The following is a 24,937-nucleotide window of genomic DNA, read 5'->3' on the forward strand; positions in this document are numbered from 1 at the left end:
TAATGATTTCAGCTTCAGTTTCGATCAAGATCAGATGGAGCAAATGTGGCAAGAGATGGCTACCAATATCGAAAGCTCAGTAAACGTAACGGCTCAAAAAGACGAAAATAAACAAGCCTACTGGGAAAGTCTTGAAAACTCGATACTCAAAGGCTATCAAAGCAAAGCTAAGACACTTGCCATGCAGGTAGCACGGCTTGAGTTCATGCTGAAGACTCTTACACAACAAATGGAGGTAAATTTTAACCAAAGCTTCCAAGGTTGGTCTAATTACTTTAACAAGAATCTCAATGACTTGTTTATTGCTAGAGTTCCCAGAATAGTTAGTGATCAGGTTAATCTAGCAATTGCTGAACAAACCCAAGAAGTTAAAAACTTAGTAATTCAACAGATACAAACAGAACTCAATGAGCGTGTTGAGTCTGCAGTTAATCTGAAACTCACTAACGGGACTTAAACGAAAATAAAGAGTTAATAAAGGTATAATTTAGGCATGGCAGCCATTTGACATTAGAGTGTAAGACAGGAAAGAGACAACCCCCGCCGCCATGCCTCCTTGCTTCGATAGATGGTGCAAACGCTTTGATGATGTCTGGAGACATCAAGCGCAAAAAAGGGAGTTTAGGAACTATATTGGGGGATTATTAGGGGAAAGTGAAGGAAAAAACCTGTCTCAAATGGCGGATAACGCGGTGGGAGTGACTTACCACCGATTACATCATTTTTTAACGGAAGCCCCCTGGAATGCTCAACAGGTAAATGAGCGGCGTCTACTGGTGATGAATCAGTGTAGCCCAACCCGAATAAGTAGAGGATTCACGTTAATTGTAGATGACTCAGGACATAGGAAAAGTGGCAATTTCACGGCGGGAGTAGGACGACAGTACATTGGAGAAATCGGGAAGACAGACAACGGAATAGTAGTGGTAACAACTCATCTATATGATGGGAAAAAAAGCCTACCGTTAGATATAGAGTTATCTCAACACGCTAGTTCTTTAGCTGAAGGAAAAAAAGATATTGAATTCCAGAAAAAGCCGGAGTTAGGCTTAGCATTAATTGACCGCAGCATGAACAGAGGATATCGACCGGGTATCGTATTAATTGATGCTGGGTATGGAAATAACACAACGTTTTTGCTGGAACTGGAAAAAAGGAAACTCAAGTATATAGGAGGATTAGCCAAAAACCGTAAGGTGATAATTGAAATAGGGATAAGTCAACGAGAAGAGATTCGCCTAGATAAGTTAGCCGAATCCTTGTCGCCAAAAGATTTTACCCCTGTTCAAATCAATCTAGATAAACTGAAAACCGTTTGGGTGGCTCCTGTAGAAGTTGAACTCTCACAGCTTGAAGGAAAGAGAACAATTGCTATCGTCATGAATGCCTCAACCTTCGACCAAGCTAGTGATGTTGACTATTTTATTACCAATGTTGAATCAACAAAAGCCACAGCCGATTGGATAGTAACTACCTACTCTCAAAGAAATTGGGTAGAAGTTTTCTATCGGGAAGCCAAAGGCTGGTTGGGTTTATCTGAATATCAAGTCAGAGATTATAGAAGCCTGATAAGACATTTCATGCTTGTGTTTTGTGCCTATACATTTATTTTATGGCACACTTTAACCGGAGGATTAAGACGGCGTTGGGCATCGAAACCTTTAAACACCTTTACTGAAGCATTAGAGGCGTTTCGGACAGCGATGTCTTTCCGTTTTATGGAGTGGTTGAACCACAATCGGGACGTATTCTTTGCTCACAAAGCTGCTTTGGGCTTTGTTTGGGCTTGAAATCTGTCTAAGTCCCACTAATCAAGCTCAAGAGATTAAGACTTCAGTCGTTCAGCAAATGCAAACAGAACTGGAGCAACGCATTGAAAACGTCGTTAATACCAAAATTGTTAATCAATCTCAACAGATTAACACTCAAGTCATTAACCAAATGTCAGATGACATTGACCAGCGCATTGAGAATGTGGTTAATGTCAAAATTGCTAATCAATCTCAACAGATCAGCAATCAAGTAACTCAGCAGATACAATTTGACATCGATCAGCGTATTGATAATGTCGTCACCCTGAAAATTTCTGATCACACCCAGGATGTCAATAATCTTGTGATTCAGCAAATGCAAACCTATATTGAGGAACGGATTGACAATGCAGTTAACATCAAAATTGCTAATCAAGCCCGAAACATTACCACTCAAGTGGTTCAGCAGATCCAAATCAACATTGATAAGCGTATTGATGCGGTAGTTAACCTTAAAATCGCTAATCAAACCCAAAACATTAAGAGCCTGGTAGTCCAACAAATTGAAGCTGATTTCAATCAACGCATCAAGTCTGTCGTTAACCAATCTACCAATAACAATGTTCAGTTAGTCGTTAATAATGTCATCAACGAGCTTGATAATCGCATCAATGTCAACTTAGACAATAAAATTGTCAACTTCCGCAATGAAGTATCTATGCTCGTTAACAATGAGATTAACCAAAACTTCACGGAGTCTCTCAAAACGACGATTTTATCAGATATCAAAAAACAGCAGTTCTACATTGATATGCAGTCAATCAAAGCTGAGGTGGAGAACTTTTACGCCCGTTTAGGACAGTTTGAGAGTCAGTTATATTTTCGTATTGAACAGGGTGATACCCAACTTTATAATTGGACTATCGAACAACTTATTGCTCTTCAAGGTTGCTTAACCGATCGCCAAGCTCTGGTTGAGATTTTTGAGGTCTTCGCTAGTAACCTTAAAGACGAACTGAATGGTGCTGAATGTGTTCATCCTAGTCGGTTTACCCCTTGGGTAAGAAGAACTTCGCAAGCACAACTTGAGCCTCAGCAGGAAGTGTCAGATTAGACGACATCGTTTTAATTCTTGCTACAGCGCTGCGCGCTGAGGTATTTACAAGATATCCTGTAGAAGAGTCACCGAGAATCCTCATTAGACCTCTTGCAAAAGTCCATTTTTACAACGCCAAATCAATACATTGAGAGGTTGGATTTCGCATTTATGCAAGAGGTCTATTAACTACAGATGGCAATCGCATACAGCCAAGACTTACGGCAATGAGTTCTGTCTCTAATCAATAGTGGCCTGTCGGTATCCAGGATTGCTATAGCTTAAATCAGCATTATGAAACGGATGCTGAGGGTATTTAGCTAGTAATCTAGGCTATGGGGTCAGACGCACCAGTATAGAAGTATTTACCAAGTAGGATTAAGCAGATAGCCATGATACCAACAGAACTATCTCCGCAAGACCAAGCTGTAGCCCTTGTCTTAGAAGAACGAGGCTTTAGTTATACTCATCTCCCGGAGGATGATGCTGAACCGAACTTGTCTTCAATGGAGGAATTTCAAGGTTGGGAAATTCAGGATGAACCAGTATTGATGGTAACTCATGTTAGGTCTGGTCATGCTTGGAAAGCGGTACTTGAAGATGGTGTTCCTGAAACGGTAAGCCAGGTGAAACAAATTATTCACGAAGCGATCGCTAATAATTTTGACTTGCTAGAGTAAGCGGATAGGAATAATTTTGGGAACTAAGATTGGTGGGATTACAACATACTGTACTTCTATAAATGGGAAGTTAGTCAGGCTTTCTGATGCAGTAGTCTGTACCTACCTCTCTTAATTGGCAACTCAGCAAAGTCATTCCAACATTGCCAACAGTTCTAAAAATACTCCATTCGTCCAACCAAAGCCAATTTCATTGGAACTATAGCCAAAGAAAATCTCATCTGAAACATCTGAAGAACAAGCACAAACGTCATACTTTTCCACCAAAGTGCCGTGTTTCTCAAACTCTTTAACCAGCATGGAGATAAACTTTTGTGCTAGACGTTGGGCGTCTTGATGGTAACCGTAGCGATCTAATCCTTGAATCGCAAACAGATTGAGAGGGGCCCAACCAAAAGGCGCATCCCATTGATTCCCACTGACATGGGTGCTGGTAAGTATTCCCCCTGGTGCCTCAAATTGTTCCAAATTTTGCCAAACTCTCTTAGCCTGTGCTTCTGAGGCGATGCCTGCCCATAATGGATAGAAGGTGGTGGCGTATTCATACTGGCGACGTTCCCCTGTCCGAAAGTTGTAGTCAAAATACAGTCCAGACTCCTCATCCCACAAGGATTGGTCGATTCTTTGATGGCGGTGTAAAGCGCGATCGCGCCACTGCTGAGCAATATCGTGGTGGCCTAAAATTTCGTAAATCTGCGCTGTGTCTTGTTCCATTTGGTAAAGTAGAACGTTGAGGCAAACAGGCGCATAGTGGATGATGTCAATATTAAAAGGGCCAAAGCGGTTGGAGGGGTCAAAACCTGACTCCCGCATTGAGCGATCGCCTTTATAAAACAAATCAGTTAGCTGGTCGCTGGCTGGGTCGTAATATAAACTGACGTCATAAGCATTAACTTCAAATCGGCGGTAATATTCTTTGATGCGGTCGTAGTGGGTTCTGCCTTGTTCGTCCCGTTCATCAAAAAGTACCTCTGGTGCTGGCCCTTCACCGAAGGCGAAATAGCGCGAAAGTCCAGTTCCCTGATTGAGGTGAGGCGGTAGTGCCCAGTAGTAATAATAACTTTCTACTGCTGGCAGCATAGATTGCAACCACTGCTGATCTTGGGTGTACTTAAACAGTGCCAAAATCATCAGAGTCAGCACCGGAGGTTGCGATCGCCCCAGCATGTAAGTACGATTGGCATTGAGTATGGTTCCGTACTGTTCAACTTCGTAGACCAACTGCTCTACCATGTTTTGGGCTAGCTGCATTTCCCCATCCCGCAATAGCCCCAACTGAATGTAATAGCTATCCCAGCCATACATTTCGTTAAAGCGTCCTCCAGGAACGACATAAGTGTGGGGTAGATAGAGTAAACCGTGTTCTTGAATTTGCTCGAATTCGGCAGGCAAAGTGCGAATTTCGATTTGCTTAAATTCTTCGGGACTAATTACTTTTTGTAAGGATTGTTCAATACTTGAACGATCTTCTTGGGGTGAGATGTATATAAGGCAAGGGGTTCCTGGAATGTGGTCAATTTTTGGATCACGGGCGGCTTCAAGGATATGCTCGTGAGAGCGAGTCAGTGTCTGCCAACTTTGTTTAATGTAGGCTCTAACTGCCTGAATTTGTGCTTTTGAGGGAAATTCTTGGCTAGAAAGTATCGATTGATTGGTCACAGTTTGTTCTTAGCTTATAGTAGACCCGAAAATTGCTATTTATTGTTGCTCAAGAGGTAAAGATTAACTAAGTTCACCTTTAAACTTAGTTAAAAATCCAGATTGATAGTTTTTATTTTTTAGTTAGTTATTACTGAGACTACTTTAAGTTTTCAATCAAAGTCCGTTGGCCAATCTGGATGTCGAACATACTCAAACATTTGGCTAATTTGGGATGATGTAACTCGGGAAGTAGATAATTCTGGAATGGCATCTGCTGCGAAAAATGATGCTTCAGTTGTCTCGATACTGTCTACTGGTGAACCCCCCAATAACTCACATTGAAAAAATAGTTTGTAGGCATGGTAAGGCATTGGTGGATGGGGATGTTTATTTCTGTCGTATACGGCTAATAATTTGACAGCGCGTGTCTGGAAACCCGATTCTTCGTAGACTTCTCGCACCACTGATTCAGCAGCGCTTTCACCTACATCTGCCCAACCTCCGGGTAGAGCCCAAAAACCATCTGTTCGTTCTTTAACCAGTAAGATTTTATTATCTTTAAATACTGCGCCTCGAACATCAATCTTAGGGGTGGCATATCCGAGTTCTCCAGCGAATAAATTGAGAATTGGTGGCAATTCTTCTTCGGAGTAAGTAGCTAGAATTTGAGCGGCAATCTCACGTACCGAATTATAGCGATCGGTATCAAAGGGACTTTCTGCATAAGTAAGACCATTTTGAGCGATCGCTTGCAGTTTTTTTGCCCATTCCAGCCACTTTGGCTCCATAACTTGCTCCGGCTTGACAAGAGTAATCTCTCAACCGAGCATAACAGACAGTGTACCTGTAGACGAGTGTTGTTGCCTACATAGTATATGGATGACTTCAGTTGATCAACAGGGCTACTGGAAAGTGCTTCAAGACTTCACCAATTTGCAGAATGCCATCCCCTTGAATTATCTGAGAAGTTAATGAATTTTTCCAAACCGACGGCATTTCTGGTGAGAGTTTAATCCGAGTATCGTGCCACACTTGCTCCCCTAAAGGAAGTTCTCCAGGCTTGATTAAACTAGTGAAGAATCTCGGGGCGATCGTAATTGCCGTCTTTTCCTGAGTGCGTCTAGCGAAAGCGACAAGATTATCTTTGAACTTGCCAATAACTTCCAAAGGTTGATAATTTCCTTGCTGAAACAATACTAGGTTATCTTTTCTTGCCTGTAAGAGTTTATAAGTTAGAAACAGCTTAATTTTACCATTTTCTTGAGCGCTTAATAATTCATCAATTAGCTGTAAACTATCTGTTTCTATTTTTGTTTTGATGTCCTGTAACCAGGTAGTTCGCAGCTCATAATCAACAGGGCGGCGATTATCTGGATCTACCATACTTAAATCCCATAATTCAGTTCCTTGGTATAAATCAGGTATACCAGGTGCTGTATTCTTCAATAGAGTTTGAGCAAGAGAGTTATACCTGCCGTAGTGAGACACTAACTTCTGGAAAGGCATAAATTCTTTGAGAAACTGATTAGTTTCGCTAGGTTCTAAGGCTGACTCAACAAAACTCAGATATCCCTCTTCATAATCAGCATCGTGGCGTAGCCATGCCGTATGTACCTTAGCTTCTCTGACTGCCTTAATTACATAATCTTTAATCCTTTTAGTAAAGTGGTTGAGTTCATTTTCTGCAAACGGAAAAGTGCCAACTAAAGTCTGGTAGAGGAAGTATTCATCATTAGCATCGGGAACTGCCTTGCCATTAATTATTGTCTTTTTCTCACGATTGATTTCACTCCAAGTCTTTACCTGTCGTTCCCATTCTTCCGGTATTTCTGAAATCACGTTTAACCTGGCTCGGACATCTTCACCTCGTTTAGTGTCGTGAGTTGCCGTGGCGTTGATTGAGTATTGCCAATGCTCACTTCTCCTTTGATTAAAATCATGAAAGACAGCTAAACTTATGCCAAAGTGGCTAGGATTACCACCCACTTCATTTAAAGATAAAAGTTGGTTATAAACGTATAAAAGCGTGTCTTCAACACCTTTTGCCATCAACGGCCCAGTTAACTGCTGAAGCCTCATCACAAAATGGAGTAGCTCCTCTTTTTGTTCCTTAGTTAGATATTCTTCAACGTCACCCAGAAGTATTTTTTGAATGTAATCTAGTTCTTTTAACAGCCGGGGTTCTTGTTCTTTAGCTTTGGCAATTACTTCCCAAACATAGTAACGATCGGCATCGCTAATTCCCCTAGGACTGATATAGGTACGGTAGACTGGAAAGAGAGCTAATACTGCTACTAGCGCTCTTTTTAGTCCATATAGGGTAAAGTCGCTGCTCAGCCTCGTGTGCCCCGCTAATCTTTTGAGAATTTGAGCAAGATTTTCTAAGTCTCCAGCCAGATTATTATTGATAATTAGTAGTTTCTTCTGTTTAACTAGCTCTTCGTAGAATTCATCTAATTTGGTAAACTCCACATAAGTATCTCTGAGCGGTTGCTCATTTTGGCAGCAACAAAATATACCGTTAACGTAGTTTAAGAAATCATAACCGCTTGTTCCTTGAATGGGCCAGGTTGTAGGTAACTGCTCTTGTAGCTCTAAAATTTTCTCAACAGTAAGATAAACATCCCCCATTTTTTCCCTCAACCTTGACAAATACTCACTTGGGTCATATAGACCATCAATATGGTCTATTCTTAAGCCAGTAATTTTGCCTTCTTCTACTAGCTGACTAATCAGACTGTGAGTTTTGTGAAATACTTTGACTTCTTCAACTTTCAAAGAAATTAACTCATTGACAGTGAAGAAACGGCGGTAGTTAATTTCTTCTGCACCAACTTTCCAAAAAGCCAGCCGATAAAATTGTTCTGTCAGTAAGCTATCGAGAAAATTAAAACTTTCTGGTGTACCTTTTTCTCCATTAAAAAACTCGATATTATGATCAATAAACTCCTGAACATCAGAATTTTGTGTGTAAAGCTCCCAAAGAAGCCCCTTAGCGAAAGCAATCTGATCGTATCTTTCCCTGCCTTTCACTTCTGAAGGAATGTTTTTGAGGACGTACAGTACACCAAGCAATTTGACAAAATCTGGATGTTCTTTGCCGAGTTTTTTGGTGAGTTGTCCTAAGTTTTGAGTAATGAAGCTAACATAAGATTCGATACGTACTGGTAGTTTCAAATTATAGTAATTGATGCTTAATCCAAACTGGTCATATCTAAGCTCAATTTCGCCACTTTCTAGACAATCACCGTAAAAATTTCCCAATAAAGGGGCAAGCACGCGCCTATTAATATCTTCGTAAGGTTGATTCCAGGCAATATCAAAATAGTCGAAAAAATCAGAATCTGGACCGTTCTCTAAAACGTCTATCAAGAACTTATTCTGACCATCATAGGCCATGTGGTTAGGAACAATATCTTGCAACCATCCCATATTCCGGTGCTTGATTTCGCTCACTAATGCTTCAAAATCTTCCTCTGTACCTAATTCAGGATTAAGCTGAGTAGGGTCAACAATATCATAGCCGTGGGTACTTCCCTCTCTAGCTTTAAATATTGGTGAAGCATAAATGTCAGAAATCCCTAATTCTTGAAGATAAGCAACAATACTTTTTGCCGCTTTAAAATCAAAATTTGTATGAAATTGAATCCGATAAGTAGCTGTAGGAATCTGCATAATCAAATTAGTCTTTTTAACTAGGTGTAGTTTTTCTTACGTGGTTGATTTTTTTCTCAAGAATTGAGGAGTCAGATAGTTATTCCTGTTTGGTATACAGCTAAACTGTGGGCGTTAATTGTCAGCACTTGTTGCGACAGAATATTGGCCGGTAGTGTAACACCAGAACCCATCCACTTAGCATCAGCAGAATCCAAGATTTTCTGCCAGTTTTCTTCAGGAAGTGTTGCCGTAAAACTGACATCTTGGTCATTAAAGTTCATGAGGCAGAAAACTTGACTATGATCACTCCAGCGATGTAAGAAAATTAGCTTATCTTGCTCAAGGCAGTAAGCATTGAGATTTTGTTTACTGAGGTTCTTCAGAGCCGGAATAGTCCGACGCAATTTAATCAATTGCTGGTAGAACTTTCGCAGTACTTTGTGTTTACCTTCTTGTCGTTTTTCCCAGTGCAGCTTGGATTTAAGTAAAGTGTCAGGATTTTGGGGATCTAAGTATTCACCTTCTAGATGAAAAGCCGCAAACTCTTTTTTTCTACCTTTTCTTACAGCTTCAACTAAATCTGGATCTGTATGATTGACAAAGTAGAGGAAGGGGGATTCTTCTCCGTACTCTTCTCCCATAAATATCAGGGGTATGTTAGGCGTCAACAACAGTGCGCCAGCGGCCAATTTCAATGCAGCAAACGATACAAGATTTGATAAACGCTCACCTAGCACACGATTACCAATCTGGTCGTGATTTTGAAGACAAACGACGAACTTATCACCAGAGTCATGGCTAGCATCACTACCGTGGTTTCTTTGACGGAAAAATGAATATTGCCAAGAGTAAACAAAGCTTTCTTGATAAGCTTTGACTAATTGTTCAGAGGTGCCAAAGTCTCGATAATAACCGCGCTGTTCTTTGGTCAGTAAGGCATGAATGCAATGGTGAAAATCATCACTCCACTGAGCATCTATGCCGTAACCCCCCTGCTGGCTATTGCGAATTACTCGAACATCATTTAAATCACTTTCAGCTATTAAGTAAACTTGCCGACCTAGATAATTGCCAACAGCGGCAAATTCTTCTGCCATTTCTTGTAAAATATGCTTGGCTCCCAGGTCGTAAATTGCATGGATTGCATCTAAACGGAGGGCATCAATATGATAATTTTGCAGCCAGTGGAGAGCATTTTCAATAAAATAGTTGCGAACGCCGTCACTGTGGGCATCATCATAGTTAATCGCGCTGCCCCAGGGAGTATTATAAGTTTCCGTAAAGTAAGGTGCGTACTCACTGGTATAGTTTCCCTCGGGTCCAAAGTGGTTATAAACTACATCGAGAATAATTGCTATTCCCTGCTGATGAGCAGCATCAATTAGTTGTTTAAAGCCTTCAGGGCCACCGTAGGAAGTCTGTACAGCATAGGGATAAACGCCATCATAGCCCCAGTTGCGATCGCCAGGAAACTGGGCAACTGGCATAATTTCAATCGCATTCACCCCCAATTCGTATAATTCACTCAGTCGGGGAATAATTGCTGCAAAGGTTCCTTCTGGAGTAAAAGTGCCGACGTGTAATTCATAGATAATCATTGATTCTAGGGGTACACCAAGCCACCCAGCATCATTCCAGTTCATCTTGCTGTGATTGATCACCTCAGAAGCCTGATGTACCCCATGTGGTTGAGACTCAGAGGCGGGATCTGGTCTGAGTATATCCCCGTTCAGTTGGTAGAAATAGAGCGTTCCTGGATAAATATCTTGACTTTTGGCTTTCCAGTAACCTTTCCCCTGAGGTTCCATCGGGATTAGGCGCTTTTGAGGAGAAACAATTTGCACAGCTACCTCTCGGAGAAAAGGTGCCCATAGAGTAAATGTACAGCAACCGTTACCAAGATAATTAGAACCAATTTTCACTTTTATTTTTAGTTTCCTTTACTGGGAATTAATCGGGAAGCTTTACTGGGAAGAAGTTACCAAAATCACAAAATTGGTTTGAGCAAGTACTACTCTTCTCTACAGTAAATACTTTTAGCAAGACCCAAAAATAACCTGCTGCTTCAAGCCCCTTTTCTGGATAGAGTAAGAGAATTGGAAGTTTAACGGAAATTATCTCTCACCACAGGTAGTAAGAGTATCTCTCTATTGGAGGAGAATCTTACCTCTTGGTCAAGTTTCTCAGAGGTAACTTCACTGGATTATCTGCCAGAGTATTTTAACAAGGCTGGTAAATCCCCCCACAAAAATCCGGTTTCCCCTACTGACTCTAAGCCGTATTTCCAACATCATAGGGAGTGTAAATCAAAAGTGATCCACAAAAAACAGTAAAGGTAGGTAACCTGGACATGGCAATTATTCATTGGCAACCATTCCAAGATAGGGAAATTATCCGCCGTCACCTGGATAAAATGTTTGATGAAGCGACAGATTTGCATTACCAACCGCCAACGACTTGGCAGCCTGCCATTGAAATGCAAACGACAGATGATAATCTAATTTTGCGAGCAGAAATTCCTGGTATTGAAGGTAAAGACCTTGATGTTCGTGTAACTCGTGAAGCTGTAGTAATTTCTGGTGAGTATCACTACAAGAAGCCAGCCCAACAGAAGGGTATCTTTCACTCTGAGTTCCGTTACGGCAAGTTCCGGCGAGGAATTACTCTACCAGTAGCCGTGCAAAATAATCAGGTAAAAGCCGACTTCACTAATGGTATCCTGACACTGACGCTACCCAAGGTAGAAGCGGCGAAAAATCGCGTAGTTAAGGTTAAGCTAACAGACTCTACTTTGACAACACCAGTATCTAAGGAGTCAGTTGCTAATACTGAAACCGACGATGTTTGGGAATCCCAAACTGCTGAACCTGTTGCCGTATAAAACAGTTTTATTTGATAGGTAGCAGGCTGGACGCTTAATTACTTATTTTGGCAATTCATCTTCCTTCAAATGGCAGAGTATCAAGGGAGATGAATTGCTATTTTCGTCTGATTTAGCCTTGGCAACCTCCAACAAAATTATGTTGATTTATGCTAGCTGAGGTCACTATTCAGGTTATTTTAATACAGCTAAGTTATCAAGGAGAAAACAAATGAAACCTCTCCTGTTAATCTAGGCTAAAACTCTCAGAGGAGTTCGAGAAGCTACCGTTTTTGAAGCCGTTGTTTAATTTCAATGTTGTTTCCCTACTTAGCTGGGATAGACCTCTTCGATCTTACTATCGATATTTTTGATAAACTCTTGCAGCTGATCTCTAAGCTTGCGAATATGATCATCACCTGGGGCAATTTCCAAACAGCGCGAAAAAGCTGCCAGTGCTGCTTGCCAACTCTCTAGTGCCTCCTGAGTTTGAGATAATTCATTCTGCAAGTCCCCCATACAGGAGAGTACGCTGCCCTTATTGTTAAGAGCACAAACATCATCCGGGGCGAGGGTCAGAGAGCTATTGTAAGTAGCGATCGCTTCTTGGTAAGATTTTAATGCCTCTGGATGTTGCGACATTTTGATGCGCAAATAACCTAGACGCTGTAGTGCGGTTCCCTTATTGTTGAGAGCGTAGATATCATCTGGAGCAAGGAGCAGAGCACTATCGTAGGCAGTGATTGCTTCTTGGTAAGATTCCAACGCCTGGGGATATCGTGTTAGTTCCGTCTGTAGGTATCCGAGTTTTTGTAGGGCTATACCTTTGTTGTTGAGAGCATAAATGTAATCTGGGGCAAGCTTGAGAGCACTATCATAGGTAGCGATCGCTTCTTGATAGCAGTCTAGGGCATCTTGTGGTTCTGAAAGTTTACTTTGCAAGCCTCCTAGTCTTTGCAGGGCAATGGCTTTGTTGTTAAGGGCAGAGATATCATCTGGGGCAAGTTTCAGGGCAATATTGTGGGTAGCGATCGCGCCACTGTACGCATGTAATGCCTGTGGGTGTTGTCCCAGCTTGGTTTCCAAGTCCCCCAGCCTTTGTAAGGCTAGTCCTTTATTATTGAGGGCATAGATATAATCTGGGGCTAACTTGAGGGCAATATTGTAGGTAGAAATCGCTGCAATATAGGAATCTAAGGCATCTTGAGGTTGTGCCAGCCTAGTTTGTAAGTCTCCCAGTCTTTGCAGCGCTATGGCTTTGTTGTTGAGGGCATAGGTATAATCTGGGGCAAAATTTAGGGCCTGGTCATAGGTAGTAATTGCTTCTTGGTAGGACTGTAGGGCTTGTGAATGCTGTGCTAGCTTGGTTTGCAGGTGTCCTAGCTTTTGTAGTCCGATACCCTTATTGTTGAACACTTCGTTGCATTCCGGGGCAATGGCAAGGGAGCGATTGTAGGAAGCGATCGCCTCTAGGTAGCATTCTAAGGCCTGTGGGTATTGTGCCAGTCTAGTCTGCAAGTCTCCCAAGCGTTGCAGTGCGGTTCCCTTGTTGTTGAGAGCATAAATATAGTCTGGAGCCAGGTTTAAAGCGTTATTATAAGCAGCGATCGCTTCTGTATAAGACTCTACTGCCTGGGGGTGTTGTGCCCGCAGAATTTGCAAATCTCCTAGACTTTGCAAGGCATTTCCCTTGTTGTTGAGGACTTCGCTGTCATCGGGAGCAATAGCGAGAGCTTGATCATAACTGGCAATTGCTTCTAAATATTTCTGTCTAGCTTCTGTATGTCGGGCCAAGTGGGCAAAATAATCACCCTCAAACTGTGAGACACTGCCTAAGTAAAAGTCGCTCTCAATCAACAGCTCATTTCTGATTTCTAGCAGGGCGCGGCATTGGTCATAGCGGCTCAATTGCAATGCCTGCTCGAAGATCTCAATCCATTCATCCACGCCTTGCTCCCAATCTAAGTGGTTGGCATGATAAATTGCTTCGGCAATATCTCCTCGCTCCCGATAGTACTCCTCCAACATAGTGTGGGCTTGACGAGTTTTGGGATTACTAATTTCGTAATCCAAGCGGCGTAATAAGTCGTGAATGCGATACCAATTTTGCCTTTGCCGCTCATCTTGCCAGACGAAGGAAAATTCTGTGAGCATGTCAAAGTCTGGTCTTGAGGCATCAAAGTCTAAAGCCTGACCCAGTTCACTATACAGTTGGTAATCAAAAGCCCGACAAGCACTAAGGGCATGAACTGCATACTCAATATCTCGTTTGACATACCTCAACAGGCGTTCGATCAGTTCTTTCGGCTTCTTGTCTTCGCCCACTGCGCTTCTAAAATCTGCTGGCGTCAGGTTTTCCCCCCGTTCTTGGGCTTGCCAAACCACGTCAGTACATAGACCCAGATAAAAGGGATGTACTTGGTCTGGCCCCACACTGGCGTAAGTAACTAAGCCCTGACGTAGCTTTTCTTCCTCAATTCCCGCCCGCTTGAGATAGACTTCAGCATCTGCTGTCGGCAGATGCCAGACTAGCTTAGTTTCGATAAATTCCTTGGGAATGCTAAAACGACTAGCTTCGTGCCAACGGGGTTCCTCTCGTCCCGTCACCACGGCGACAATCCCTGCGGAGAGTTCCACTTCCCCTAATAAGTAGCGCAGCCATTCATCCCGTTGAAAACGCATCTGACCAGTGAGATGGCGCTCTTGGCCCCAAAAAGCTTCGTGGGTATCAAAAAATAGGACAATTCTGGGCGGTGCTTCTACTTGCTTCATCGCCTCGTTTAAATCGGCAGCAAACAGCCGTGGTAGCTCGTCAATTAACTCCGAGTTAGGTTCCATCGCCTGAATCGCCTTGACTTCCTCTTCGTTGAGCAGCCATTTCCGTTGGAGGACGGTGAACCCCTGACTTAAGCATCTACTAAAAATGCCCAAGACTGCTTTAGCTAGACCAACCCCAGGCAAACCAGAAATTAGTTCCACCAGTTCGTTAAGTAGCTCTAATTCTTCCTGGGGAAAGATTTCCCTAATTCGTTCGCGAGTGAGTTTGCCCTGCTGGTGAAGATACCAAACGCAGGCAAAGTCATAGAGTGGAAAACGCAAGCGATAACCCAACGACTTAGCGGCATTTGCCAAGTTTCGCCGTAGCATCAGCAATCCATAGAAAGGGTCTTGGGGTTGGTCGTCACCTCTGGGTTGCTGACCAAAATCGTGCAATACAGAGACTACCTGTAGGAATTCTCCTCTTTCAGTAGATTTTGTGATATAGTCTACAACTTCAGCGTCGGGTTGTGAATTAATTTGCTGCCACCTTTCCTGACGGAAGCGCTTACAGCATTTAGTTCGTAGGAACCTCAACAACAAAGATTTTCCGTTACCGCCGTCGCCGTAAAAGAAGAGTATCTTTTCTAGAGGTTGTTCACTGTTAAGGTATTCGGCAAATAAGCGAGCCAACTCATGCCTGCCTGTAAATAATTCTAGGGAATGATTTTTCTCAGACTTTGATGAGCGCCCTTTACCCGTTTTTTTGTTGATACTCATCCCGATACCACTTAGACCTTAGTCTGATTCTATGCACAATCTGAAATGGTAGGATGTGGGGCTATGAGTGCGATAACATCCAAAATGTAGTCAGCAATACATTGACAATATGGAGCCAGATTCTCTACCGGCAGAGCTAATCTTAACGCACCCACGTCAAACCCTTGGTAATGTAGTACTCGATTGGACACCCCAACCTGGTAGCTATCTCGAGTTTCAAGGTCAAAGCTACGCAGTTTTGGAGCGCCGCCACCGCTATCGCCTCAAATCGGGACGCTATCGGTTGCAAGCCATTGCCCTTTATCTACAGTCAGCAAAACAACCAACAGAGAGAAGCCTGATTAAAGGACGTTGGGTGATTGGCGATGCCAATTGCCGCTTTAATGCTCGCTCTGAACTGATGCGTTGTGCTGTTAACCCAGAGGGACCTTGTAGTTCTTGCCGCTTCTATGAAGCCTCGGAACTAGACCCCACAACTTAACCATTACCTAAAACCTCTCCTACTGTTAGACGTACGCCATTGGCAAAATCCCAGCCAGACTGAGAGCGTTTACCTGCTAGCTGCACTTCCTGCAACAGCAATAGTCCCTCGCCAGTTTGGATAATCGGCCCAACGCCCTTGACTACGCTCATTACTTCTCCGGAACACCCTGGATTTGCAGCTAGAGCAGAACATTCCGGTTCTAGCGCGTTTAACTCAGGGGGCAGTTCGGGAAAGTAGGTGGCTCCTAGAGGTGCTGTAGCACTAATTTTCAGCAGTTTATCCCGAAATAAAGCGATACAGTTAGAGGCAAAGCCTCTCACCTGGTTGTGTAACTCAAAATTGGTGCGTGACCAGTCCAAAGCATAATCTGACTTTTGAATCAGTGGTGCGTAGGTAGCCAAAGCATCATCTTGAGGAACTGGTGGAATTTGCTGTTTCCCCAGCTTGAGGAGCGTTTCTACTAGCAAATCAGCTCCTAAATGGGCAAGAGTTGGTGCTAGTTGCTGAGCATTATCCAGTAGCTGGATGGGAGTAGAAGCCTTAAGCAGCATTGCCCCAGTATCCATACCTGCATCCATGAGCATGGTTGTGATCCCGGTTTCTGTCTCGCCATTATATAAACACCATTGGATTGGGGCGGCACCCCGATACTTGGGTAAAAGTGAGCCATGAACATTGACACAACCGATGCTCGGTAGATCTAGGATTTCTTGAGATAGAATCTGACCATAAGCAACGACAACAAAAACATCTGCCGATACCTGCCTTAGCTGTGTCAGTGTTTCAGCGCTTTTTTTGAGTCGCCGTGGCTGCCAAACTGGTAGTTGATTGGTCATGGCAACTGCTTTGATAGGCGAAGGCATCAGTTGGTTACCGCGTCCTCGACGCTTGTCAGGTTGGGTGACAACGCCCCGAACTTCAAACTCAGGATGGTTCAACAATCTCTCTAGGCTAGGTACTGCGAACTGGGGAGTGCCGAAAAAAACCGTCTTCATTTGAGTTCTAACCTTTGCTAGAAAATTATTCCAGCACTACTTAAATATTTGTTTAACAACTAATAACCTCCTTACTTAATAGAATACAGCTCTAAGACTACACGCTCTTAAAGGTAGCAAAGAATTAGAACTAGGTGTTTCTGGGAAACATCTAGCTTCTTGTCAAATATGCTACACTTTGCCTATAAAATTGCTAACCAACAGTCAATCTACACCTGCTAAGAAAAAACATTAGTACCAGAATTTACAACAAAGTAGGGCAAATACTCCAACTTCTTTAGTTGTAGGAGTATTCGCCCAGAGTCTAAGGCACTTTGTAGATGCCGCTATTAAGGTATGCTTGCCACCCCGACTACTACAAATAGCAGCTCTGAGTGTCTTCTCTGTAGTAACTCATGAAGTATTTCTACCCAGAGGCAATTTTAGTAAAGACTCTGTTAGTTATTCTTTTGAGTTAGGGCTTGACCGATTTTTTAAAAGGGGAGTAAGGAGCCAAGGGAACCAAAAGAGTCAGAGGATCCTGGAAGACCCACAAAGGGAATACTACCTGAGATCAGACCCCCGCCTGGGTCAAATAAGTTAAAGCTAGGGATGATGTCCTGTACTGGGCTGGATGACGAAGAGCTAGTAGGTGTCTGTGCCCCCATCGTGAAAGGCGATGAAAATTCAAAGTCAACTACGGGATCTACTTCTGAGAGCGGCTGGGATGAGTCACCCAGTACTGGTACAAATTCTATGTAGTCTACTCTGGCATACTCTTCTTTATTAACCGTACCCTGAATGGCAATAGTTTCCCCTTGAGTAAGTGACTGTCCGTCAATCGTATGCTTGGTGAAGCTCTTCGAGCTAGGACCGGAACTATCTAAGTTTTTGTTAAGAGTCCAATTGTCTATCGAGACACCATCCGAAAGTAACTCCAGTGAAGCTTTTCCGTCATTTTCATCGTAGTAGCCAATAATAATATCGTAGCTTCCTGAAGCACCAGTAAATACAGTTGAAGCCGTACCAGTATTACTTGGTGTCTCCAGTAGACCAATCAATTGTCCTCCGGAAGCAGAGTCTGCTGACTCAATGCGGTAATTATTGAGAGTCATCTGTTCCGCTTCGACACGGATTGGGCCGCTATTAATCATGTTGTTACTAGCTTTCAAGAGATCGGCAAATGAATCTGCCATGATAGATTCCCCTATAAGGTTTGGTAAGAAGCTGTGACTGAATGAGAGTTAGTTGCTGCGCGGCAAAACTACTCATCACAAAGTGGCGAATTGCGTCGGTTTTTTAGCCGATTGCCTGGGGACGCCGCACCCGAAACAATGCTCACTAGTTGTCAACTGGCTCATTATTTCCAGACAGACCAACGGCTGCCCACATTTGGGTTGCACCTCCTTTGCAGGCAGTTTTCTCACCTGTGGATAGAAAGATTAGATTGATAGCTGAGTGGTTATTCCTGGGTGTACCACTTACTCTGAAAAATTCATAATTTTTAGTAAATCCTAAAACCGTCTGACAAAGCTTTACTTTGATAGTAGGTTAGAGCGGAAAATATTTTCTCTGTTTAGATAGTAACACGCTCCCCAATAAAAATGACAAAATATCCGAAAAATTGAGTTAACCTAAAATCATAAAAATAGATAAATTAGTATTATGTGAAAAGATTTATGCAAAGGAGCAAAAATTTTGCTCATCAGTTACAAAAGAGGAATGAAATATTGTAAATATATTCTTAAAGTTATTTTATTTAAATGCTGATAACTGTTTTTAAAGAACTCTGTAGAATTTAATATCTAGTCTAATTACCTCTTGTTCAGAATAAATAAACAGGATTTTAGAGCTAGGCATAGAAGTGAAAATAAAAAATTGGAGAAAATTTTGAGCATTAAATGTTTAAAGCTGCTGTTGATTAATGATATTTTTTTTATCAGAGATAATCGGTCATTTTCACCCCAGATTTTCTTGGTTAACCTGCCACTCGCCAAGAATTTTTTTAACTAAAATTTTTAATATTTAAGATTAATTTAATATATCTAAAAAAGTAGATCGTAATTGTAGAAAGTTAAGGTATGGGGTGGTTTTTGGTAAAAATAAGGAGTATGTTTAAACATCTGGAAATAAGTCACCGCAAAGCTTAAGACTTTTTAAAACTGTAGAAAGAGAGTCATCTTTTAGTAGTTGTTATTCCAAAAAAATTACTAGTTAATGAGAAATATTAAAATTTCAAATGATTTTTTCTGAGCTTACAGTCCGATTCACAATGGGAAATTAGATAAGTTTTGATGGCTGGCTTTGGTATGTTTTGCCACAATTTTAGTGGTTTTCCTGTAGCAAGCAACCAGCCAGCCAAGTAGTGTGATCGGGAGATGGATGCTAAACTTATTCCCGCAGCTCTATCAAGAGTCTAGGAACTTAGATTTTGCCAGCTTCAAGAGTATGGCATACCCATTTATAGCCAGCTGTACCCACTAAAAAGAATCAATTGGTAGCCTTGCTCTTGAGTTATTTCTAAGCGGAGCTTTTACACACTAACAAACTTGATATAGTCAACTCTGGCAAACTCTTGCTCATTAGCAATACCCAGAATCGTGATATCTTGCCCTTCAGTAAGAGACAGTCCACTGATACTGTGTTCCATAAAGTTTTGGGTGGTTGGAATAGCACCGCCTGGACTGTTGTCCAGCAACCAACTATCTATTAATGCGCCATCGGTAAAGATTTCCAGTTGTGCTTCTCCATCTGCCTCATCGTAATAGCCGACGACTAGATCGTAAGTACCTGTAGGGCCACTGAATTGAGTGGAAGCTGTCCCAGAACTACCTCCTTCTAAAAGACTAATTACTTTTCCTTCTGAAGCAACTCGAGCTCTTGACTCTACCTCGTAACTTACTAAGTTCAAATCTTCGGCTTCGATCAGGATAGATTTGGGATTGGTTTCAGGTTTGGCAGTACCATCATTGCCCAGATCCAGTCCTCCGAAGATCACATAGCTTTCACCTGAGTCTGGGCTACCGCCGTCGGCGAAAGGAGCTCCAATGATCAGGTCGTCGTAGCCATCTTTATTGACGTCTCCCGCACCACTTACGGAGTGACCTAATCTGTCGCCAACATCAATGCCCTTGATAACAAAGCCATTTTTGCCATCAAGTTCGTCGAGATTGATGTCTTTTAATTGCTTACCACCGAAAACTACATAGCTCGCACCTGCATCGGGGTTGCTGCTGTCGGCAAAGGGTGCGCCAATAATCACGTCATCGTAGCCATCACCATTAACGTCTCCCGCACCACTTACGGAGAAGCCAGAAAGATCAGCAACGCCGATTCCTTTAATGACTATCCCATCTTGAGGTGTAAGTTCTTTGAGATCAATATTGTCTTTCTTGCCGCCAAAAAGTATATAGCTCTCGCCCGAATCTGGACTACCGCCGTCGGCAAAAGGTGCGCCGATAATTACATCATCGTAACCGTCACCATCAACGTCTCCGGCACTGCTCACAGAAAAGCCCGACTGATCCCCTAGATCGACCCCTTTGATAACTATGCCATCTTCGGATGTAAGTTCTTTAAGATCAAGTACGCCGCCCCCTGGGCGACCAAATAATAAGTAGCTTTCACCTGAATCAGGGCTGTTACCATCGCCTAAGGGAGCACCTATAATTACATCGTCGTAGCCATCACTATTGAAGTCCCCGGCAAAGCTAACAGAGTAGCCAGAAAGATCGGCTACATCAATACCTTTGATCAGTAGACCATCTTCAGAGTTAGCATCTGCACTATCGACAGTACCATTACCATTACTACTGCGACCAAAGACGACATAACTCTCGCCTTGAGCAGCACTACCGCCACCCATAGCACCGATAATCACGTCATCCAAACCATCGCCGTTAAAGTCACCGCCAGCACTCATCGAACTGACGGAGTAGCCGGATAAGTCGGCAACCTTAACACCATCGATGACTAAACCACTACTAGAGTCTAAGGCTGGCAGCTCAGAACCACCAAAGACTACGTAGCTTTCGCCAGCATCCGGGCGGGTAAAGCCTCCAGGATCGGCAAAAGGTGCGCCGATCATTATGTCATCATAGCCATCACCGTTAAAGTCTCCAGCACTGCTAACAGAGAAACCAGAAAGATCAGCTAAATCAATGCCCTCGATTAAAAAACCTTTGTTATCTAGTTCTGAGAGACTCAGGGTAGGAGCAAAACGATAACCGCCTAACACTACATAGCTTTCACCCGTGTCAAGGCTTTTGCCATTTCCATAGGGAGCTCCGACAATCACATCGTCGTAGCCGTCGCCGTTGAAGTCCCCAGCAGTGTTGACAGAGTAACCAGACAAGTCGGCTAGATTAATGCCCTGAATAACAAAGCCGTTTTTACCGTCTAGTTCAGAGAGATCGAAATGTGCGTTCGCCATGGTAAATTCTCATAGATGTGTAAAAAGACACATATTGCAGTGTCGGTGCTATAGTTTCTTTGCCACAAAGTAGAGAAAAGTTAAAGTCTATCAAGCTGAGTCGACACCACAAAGTAAGAAATTGTTGGAATGTTTGAGACTGATTGCCCAAAAGTGGAATTTCTAGACAAGCAGATACTACTTCGACAATTTCTTTCTCACTAATTCTTTCAACTGTGATCTGTATTAAGCAGGTGATACTCTTTTTTAAGATTAAGAAGAGTAATCCTGTAATGCAGTTTTGGTTGACTAGAAGCACAAGGCAGATTAAGTATGACTTTAGTAAGAAAAAACCTTACGTGCCTCACATAATCTGCCTTGATTGAAAAGATATAGCGGCTTAATAGAGTGCTAAAAAACGAAGACTTGTCAAATATGTAAGTGGCGTTTTTGAGGCATGTAATACTTGACATGATCTAGAACCAACAACCTAATACTTAGTCTCCTGAAGCTAACTTTTCTCACTTGGTTTGACATACCTAGCTAAATTGATAAAACACTATTTGTTTTTAAAAGTCAATTCTTGAAAATTAACCTTTTCTTTGGTTTATAAATGTCCAATTTGATTTGTGAAAAACCGATGATATTTTCGAGCTTACAAATTCTCGACTAACATCTTAAGACGAAATAATTTTAGCTAGCAAAATAGCTCACGTTTCCGAAAGTACAGCTTTTCTTGATTATTGGAGTTAGAATCGAAGATGTTTTGATTTTTTAGCATATATTTGACAACTTCTATCAATCTCAATCACAAGTTATTTTTAAATTGTATAGAAACGGACAAAAAGCTTTTTATCACCTCCCTAGAAGTAACACTCATTAAACAAAAAACTACAGTCTTGCCAGTTTTTTTAGTTACATCTGCCTACCATTTTTTGATTTGATTGTCGATTCATTGAAGAAGAATTGACACTCTTTAAAGTTACAACGTTATGGCTTCTTTTTGAATTTCTTCTACGAGATTTCTTCCAACTTATTCCAGCTTCAGCAAATAAATCGTAATAGCTTTGTTTTGATTTAAAGCTGACTCCATACTTTTCGTACAGTCGAGACTGTAATTCTGGCAAATTCCAATAATCTTTTTCTTTGAGCCATCTAATTACTTCCGATTTTTGTTCTAAATTTAGATAGCCTTTAGCTCCTTTATGGGCGAGCTTCAAACCGCTTATACCTTTTTCTTCAAAAGCTGTTTTCCACTTACTGATAAATCCAATTGATACATTGAGTATGGCACTAATTTGATGATACGGATATTTTTCAATTACTAGTTTGACAGCTAGAGCACGTTTGAGTTCTCTTGAGTCTGGTTTTCCTTTAATAAATCTGAGCAGTTCTTCCATATTTCCTAAATCTAGTCTTAGATAAGAGGTCCGAATATTTTCTACTTTCCTAATATTGGAAGCCATCGTTATTTATCTCCTGGTTTATTTTTTCTTTTACTAAGAAAAATTCTTGGCTTTGATGATGTCAGTCTATGACTTAACAGGTACAACTAATTAATCTCTTACACCGACGAAAATTTGCATCTAACTCAATCTAGGCAACAAGACTATGGCTTTTTATTACTTCATTAGATGCCACTACTCTGAGTGGGTAAGATTACATCAGTTGAGATGAGAGTACTAGAACTTTCGCTAATTAATCAAGCTTGGTTACTACTAACTTTGTCCGGCAAAAGTTGTTTGATTTATGAGTTGTCTAGCCGTCAAGCTTAACGTCAGCTAACTTTTTGAATGTTTGCCCAAATTATTCTGCTTACGTATCTTAGTAGCTATCGAGAAAAGTCTGGGTTAATCTCAATAATGTCTCAACTAAGATTCAGTCACCTAAAAACAAACACCATACTTGCACTTAGCAATATGCTTTTTTTATTCAGAGATACTGCAACGCACTATACAGTTCTGAAACTAATGTTCATTCCCGAGCACTGGAAAATCAAAAATAGCTGAAGCTCAATCCTCATAATTTGACAGAAATTATTGTATCTCTGCTCAGGCAGGTGATTTACTTTCAAGGAAATTACTAACAGGTTTTTTCCGTACCACAATGAGGCAAATGAAAGTGGGTAATGCTACCGCTTTAGTCAATGAAAATGTACGCAAGATCTATGAGCGATAGTATCTAGAGAGTTAGACCTATGGTATCAAGGAACCCTTCGCATTTTTACATAGTCTGATAACGGCTCATCTAGCTGGATTTTTATGCTCCATCGAATTTCTTTCTCCCGCTTACTTTGTACATTGATAAGAGAAAATGTTTGTTACTGTGAAATCTAAACTTTAAAAGTGAAAATTTTAGGTAATAAATTGGTAATAAATCGAGAAAAATTATAAGGCTGTGAAAAAACTAGGAAAAAAGCCAACACTTCTCGGTTAAAGTTTCAAAAACTGATAGCATAGCGGGAAATAAACAATAGGCATCGTGGCTCATCACTGTGAGGTTTACAGGGAACAGTCTGAAAAATCTCTTGGTGTAGGAATTTTATTGTTAGTTTATGCCCTAACCTTTATAGCAACAGCTATGTATCTAACATTTTGAGCAATTACAAGGTATCTGTGTGTATCAAAACAAGGATATTTGCTGTGTTTTAAGTCACAATTTCAAAGCTAATCAAAAAATTTAATAAGTTAATTGCCCATGGATATAGCGTAAAACTGTGGGAAATATAGAATGACCATCTTACTGAATTTTCTTCTCTTTCCTCGTTTCCCAGTTAATTCTCCTTACCTCCTCAATAAGAAATAAGTTCCTGAATCCTGACAAAAGAAAAAGAGCTGTAATGTCAAAATTTAGTGACATTACAGCTCTTTCGCCTCTAACCTCTAAACTAATTAAAGGCTGTCTTTATTATTGGCTTTTGAAGTCTTTCTACTCAGTTTTAAGATAATTAGTAATCTCAATAGACTAATTCACAGCAATTTCAACGCGCCGATTGCGTTGCTGATTAGCATCGGTATTCTCTGATACGAGGGGGCGAGTTTCGCCGTAGCCAACTATTAACCAGCGATATTGATTGCCTAAGGTGCGCTTAAAATACTGCTCAACTGTTTGAGCACGCCGAAAAGAGAGTTCTCGATTCTGCTGAGCTTCGCCCAGTGCATCAGTATGAACGGCAACATAAATTGTTGCTCCTGGATAATTACGTAAATCAGTGACGATTTTGTCTAAGAGTAAACTGGCTTCTGAGCGCAAAGCACTGTTGTTTTCCTCAAATAAGATGTCACTCGGCAAAGTCACCTTTAATTTGTCAGTAGGATAGGCAACTTCCGAGTCTCTATTGGCTGGGCTGGGTACACTTCCCTCCCCTGGCACATCCGAGTCAGAAGTATTTTCTAGTTGGAGTTGTCGAGACAAAGCTTGCAGTCGTACTTCTGTCGCTTCATTGGGGCTACTGGTGCCGATTATTTGTTGTTCTAAAGCCTCAATGCTTTCTCTCAAAGCCGCTTGTTGTTCCTGCAGCTGTCTGAGTCTGTTTTTAGCCTGTTCTTGGGCTGATGGTGTTAGTTGTAGTGGCTCCTGTACAGTGTTTAACACCTGCGTAGGGCTACTGCTAGGAGAGCTCGCTGGTGTTTGACGAGTCAAACTCTCCAGAATTTTAGGCAGTAGGGGCTTCTGAGGATTAGGATTGGGGTAAATGTTGGCAAGAACAATACCCAAAATCAGCGCTGAACTGCCACCGACAATCAGTAGCAGCAGTCGGAATACAAAAACTAAAAACCAGGGACTTCTGCTAGTTGATTGCTCAGACGAAGTCTTGGCAGCTGAGTTAGAAGATTGGCTCACTGA

At 41.8% G+C, this 24,937-nt stretch carries 16 protein-coding genes; 6 read left to right on the forward strand and 10 right to left on the reverse strand.

Annotated elements, in window-relative coordinates:
• Positions 1-34: 34 nt before the first annotated feature.
• The 4 genes from ACT7WV_RS23870 (at position 35) to ACT7WV_RS23885 (ending at position 3,527) form a co-directional block, all read left to right on the forward strand.
• Positions 35-457 (forward strand): hypothetical protein, encoded by a 423-nt coding sequence (locus tag ACT7WV_RS23870; protein ID WP_445105260.1) that lies wholly within the window; start codon positions 35-37, stop codon positions 455-457.
• A 91-nt stretch (positions 458-548) separates the two neighbouring features.
• Positions 549-1,790, forward strand: a complete 1,242-nt coding sequence (locus ACT7WV_RS23875; protein ID WP_445101212.1) for an IS701 family transposase — start codon at positions 549-551, stop codon at positions 1,788-1,790.
• A gap of 58 nt (positions 1,791-1,848) precedes the next feature.
• Positions 1,849-2,865 carry a hypothetical protein gene (locus ACT7WV_RS23880; RefSeq protein WP_445105261.1) on the forward strand — a complete coding sequence of 339 codons (1,017 nt, stop codon included), beginning with the start codon at positions 1,849-1,851 and terminating at the stop codon, positions 2,863-2,865.
• Positions 2,866-3,239: 374 nt separating this feature from the next.
• Positions 3,240-3,527: a hypothetical protein gene (locus tag ACT7WV_RS23885; protein WP_445105262.1), complete on the forward strand. Its 288-nt coding sequence runs from the start codon at positions 3,240-3,242 to the stop codon at positions 3,525-3,527.
• A 132-nt stretch (positions 3,528-3,659) separates the two neighbouring features.
• Here the strand turns inward: ACT7WV_RS23885 and ACT7WV_RS23890 are convergent, their stop codons facing one another.
• From ACT7WV_RS23890 to treZ, 4 genes are all read right to left on the reverse strand, one after another.
• Positions 3,660-5,186 carry a trehalase family glycosidase gene (locus ACT7WV_RS23890; protein WP_445105263.1) on the reverse strand — a complete coding sequence of 509 codons (1,527 nt, stop codon included), beginning with the start codon at positions 5,184-5,186 and terminating at the stop codon, positions 3,660-3,662.
• 152 nt (positions 5,187-5,338) lie between these two features.
• The gene (locus ACT7WV_RS23895; protein ID WP_445105264.1) at positions 5,339-5,956 is read right to left on the reverse strand and encodes an NUDIX hydrolase; all 618 of its coding nucleotides are present in this window, start codon (positions 5,954-5,956) and stop codon (positions 5,339-5,341) included.
• A 97-nt stretch (positions 5,957-6,053) separates the two neighbouring features.
• Positions 6,054-8,843: a malto-oligosyltrehalose synthase gene (gene treY / locus ACT7WV_RS23900; RefSeq protein WP_445105265.1), complete on the reverse strand. Its 2,790-nt coding sequence runs from the start codon at positions 8,841-8,843 to the stop codon at positions 6,054-6,056.
• A gap of 71 nt (positions 8,844-8,914) precedes the next feature.
• The gene (treZ, locus tag ACT7WV_RS23905) at positions 8,915-10,747 is read right to left on the reverse strand and encodes a malto-oligosyltrehalose trehalohydrolase (protein ID WP_445105266.1); all 1,833 of its coding nucleotides are present in this window, start codon (positions 10,745-10,747) and stop codon (positions 8,915-8,917) included.
• A 428-nt stretch (positions 10,748-11,175) separates the two neighbouring features.
• Here treZ and ACT7WV_RS23910 point away from each other — a divergent pair, with 428 nt between their 5' ends.
• On the forward strand, positions 11,176-11,706 hold the full coding sequence (locus tag ACT7WV_RS23910; protein ID WP_445105267.1) for an Hsp20/alpha crystallin family protein: 531 nt from the start codon (positions 11,176-11,178) through the stop codon (positions 11,704-11,706).
• Between the two features lie 309 nt (positions 11,707-12,015).
• Here ACT7WV_RS23910 and ACT7WV_RS23915 read toward each other — a convergent pair whose 3' ends face one another.
• On the reverse strand, positions 12,016-15,222 hold the full coding sequence (locus tag ACT7WV_RS23915; RefSeq protein ID WP_445105268.1) for a tetratricopeptide repeat protein: 3,207 nt from the start codon (positions 15,220-15,222) through the stop codon (positions 12,016-12,018).
• 109 nt (positions 15,223-15,331) lie between these two features.
• Between ACT7WV_RS23915 and ACT7WV_RS23920 the strand changes: the two genes are divergently transcribed.
• Positions 15,332-15,703, forward strand: coding sequence for a DUF6464 family protein (locus ACT7WV_RS23920; protein ID WP_445105269.1), 372 nt, complete (start codon positions 15,332-15,334; stop codon positions 15,701-15,703).
• Here ACT7WV_RS23920 and fmt read toward each other — a convergent pair.
• The 5 genes from fmt to ACT7WV_RS23945 form a co-directional block, all read right to left on the reverse strand.
• Positions 15,700-16,701 (reverse strand): methionyl-tRNA formyltransferase, encoded by a 1,002-nt coding sequence (fmt, locus tag ACT7WV_RS23925; RefSeq protein WP_445105270.1) that lies wholly within the window; start codon positions 16,699-16,701, stop codon positions 15,700-15,702. The two genes, ACT7WV_RS23920 and fmt, sit on opposite strands and share 4 nt — an antisense overlap.
• A gap of 473 nt (positions 16,702-17,174) precedes the next feature.
• Positions 17,175-17,876, reverse strand: a complete 702-nt coding sequence (locus ACT7WV_RS23930; protein ID WP_445105271.1) for a carbohydrate-binding protein — start codon at positions 17,874-17,876, stop codon at positions 17,175-17,177.
• A 1,337-nt stretch (positions 17,877-19,213) separates the two neighbouring features.
• Positions 19,214-21,112: an integrin alpha gene (locus ACT7WV_RS23935; RefSeq protein ID WP_445105272.1), complete on the reverse strand. Its 1,899-nt coding sequence runs from the start codon at positions 21,110-21,112 to the stop codon at positions 19,214-19,216.
• Between the two features lie 890 nt (positions 21,113-22,002).
• The gene (locus ACT7WV_RS23940) at positions 22,003-22,557 is read right to left on the reverse strand and encodes a helix-turn-helix domain-containing protein (protein WP_445105273.1); all 555 of its coding nucleotides are present in this window, start codon (positions 22,555-22,557) and stop codon (positions 22,003-22,005) included.
• Between the two features lie 1,498 nt (positions 22,558-24,055).
• A complete protein-coding gene (locus tag ACT7WV_RS23945; protein ID WP_445105274.1) occupies positions 24,056-24,934 on the reverse strand; it encodes an OmpA family protein in 879 nt (292 codons plus the stop codon).
• Positions 24,935-24,937: the final 3 nt, after the last annotated feature.

This window comes from Symploca atlantica LB2515, assembly GCF_052546295.1.

What these genes read in the sequence shown, in the direction of transcription:
- ACT7WV_RS23895 (WP_445105264.1), bottom strand. Translation starts at nt 5,956, where the DNA reads ATGGAGCCAAAGTGGCTGGAATGGGCAAAAAAACTGCAAGCGATCGCT.
- ACT7WV_RS23885 (WP_445105262.1), top strand. Translation starts at nt 3,240, where the DNA reads ATGATACCAACAGAACTATCTCCGCAAGACCAAGCTGTAGCCCTTGTC.
- ACT7WV_RS23935 (WP_445105272.1), bottom strand. Translation starts at nt 21,112, where the DNA reads ATGGCGAACGCACATTTCGATCTCTCTGAACTAGACGGTAAAAACGGC.
- ACT7WV_RS23940 (WP_445105273.1), bottom strand. Translation starts at nt 22,557, where the DNA reads ATGGCTTCCAATATTAGGAAAGTAGAAAATATTCGGACCTCTTATCTA.
- ACT7WV_RS23880 (WP_445105261.1), top strand. Translation starts at nt 1,849, where the DNA reads ATGCAAACAGAACTGGAGCAACGCATTGAAAACGTCGTTAATACCAAA.
- fmt (WP_445105270.1), bottom strand. Translation starts at nt 16,701, where the DNA reads ATGAAGACGGTTTTTTTCGGCACTCCCCAGTTCGCAGTACCTAGCCTA.
- treY (WP_445105265.1), bottom strand. Translation starts at nt 8,843, where the DNA reads ATGCAGATTCCTACAGCTACTTATCGGATTCAATTTCATACAAATTTT.
- ACT7WV_RS23870 (WP_445105260.1), top strand. Translation starts at nt 35, where the DNA reads ATGGAGCAAATGTGGCAAGAGATGGCTACCAATATCGAAAGCTCAGTA.
- ACT7WV_RS23915 (WP_445105268.1), bottom strand. Translation starts at nt 15,222, where the DNA reads ATGAGTATCAACAAAAAAACGGGTAAAGGGCGCTCATCAAAGTCTGAG.
- ACT7WV_RS23930 (WP_445105271.1), bottom strand. Translation starts at nt 17,876, where the DNA reads ATGGCAGATTCATTTGCCGATCTCTTGAAAGCTAGTAACAACATGATT.
- ACT7WV_RS23920 (WP_445105269.1), top strand. Translation starts at nt 15,332, where the DNA reads ATGGAGCCAGATTCTCTACCGGCAGAGCTAATCTTAACGCACCCACGT.
- ACT7WV_RS23875 (WP_445101212.1), top strand. Translation starts at nt 549, where the DNA reads ATGCCTCCTTGCTTCGATAGATGGTGCAAACGCTTTGATGATGTCTGG.
- ACT7WV_RS23910 (WP_445105267.1), top strand. Translation starts at nt 11,176, where the DNA reads ATGGCAATTATTCATTGGCAACCATTCCAAGATAGGGAAATTATCCGC.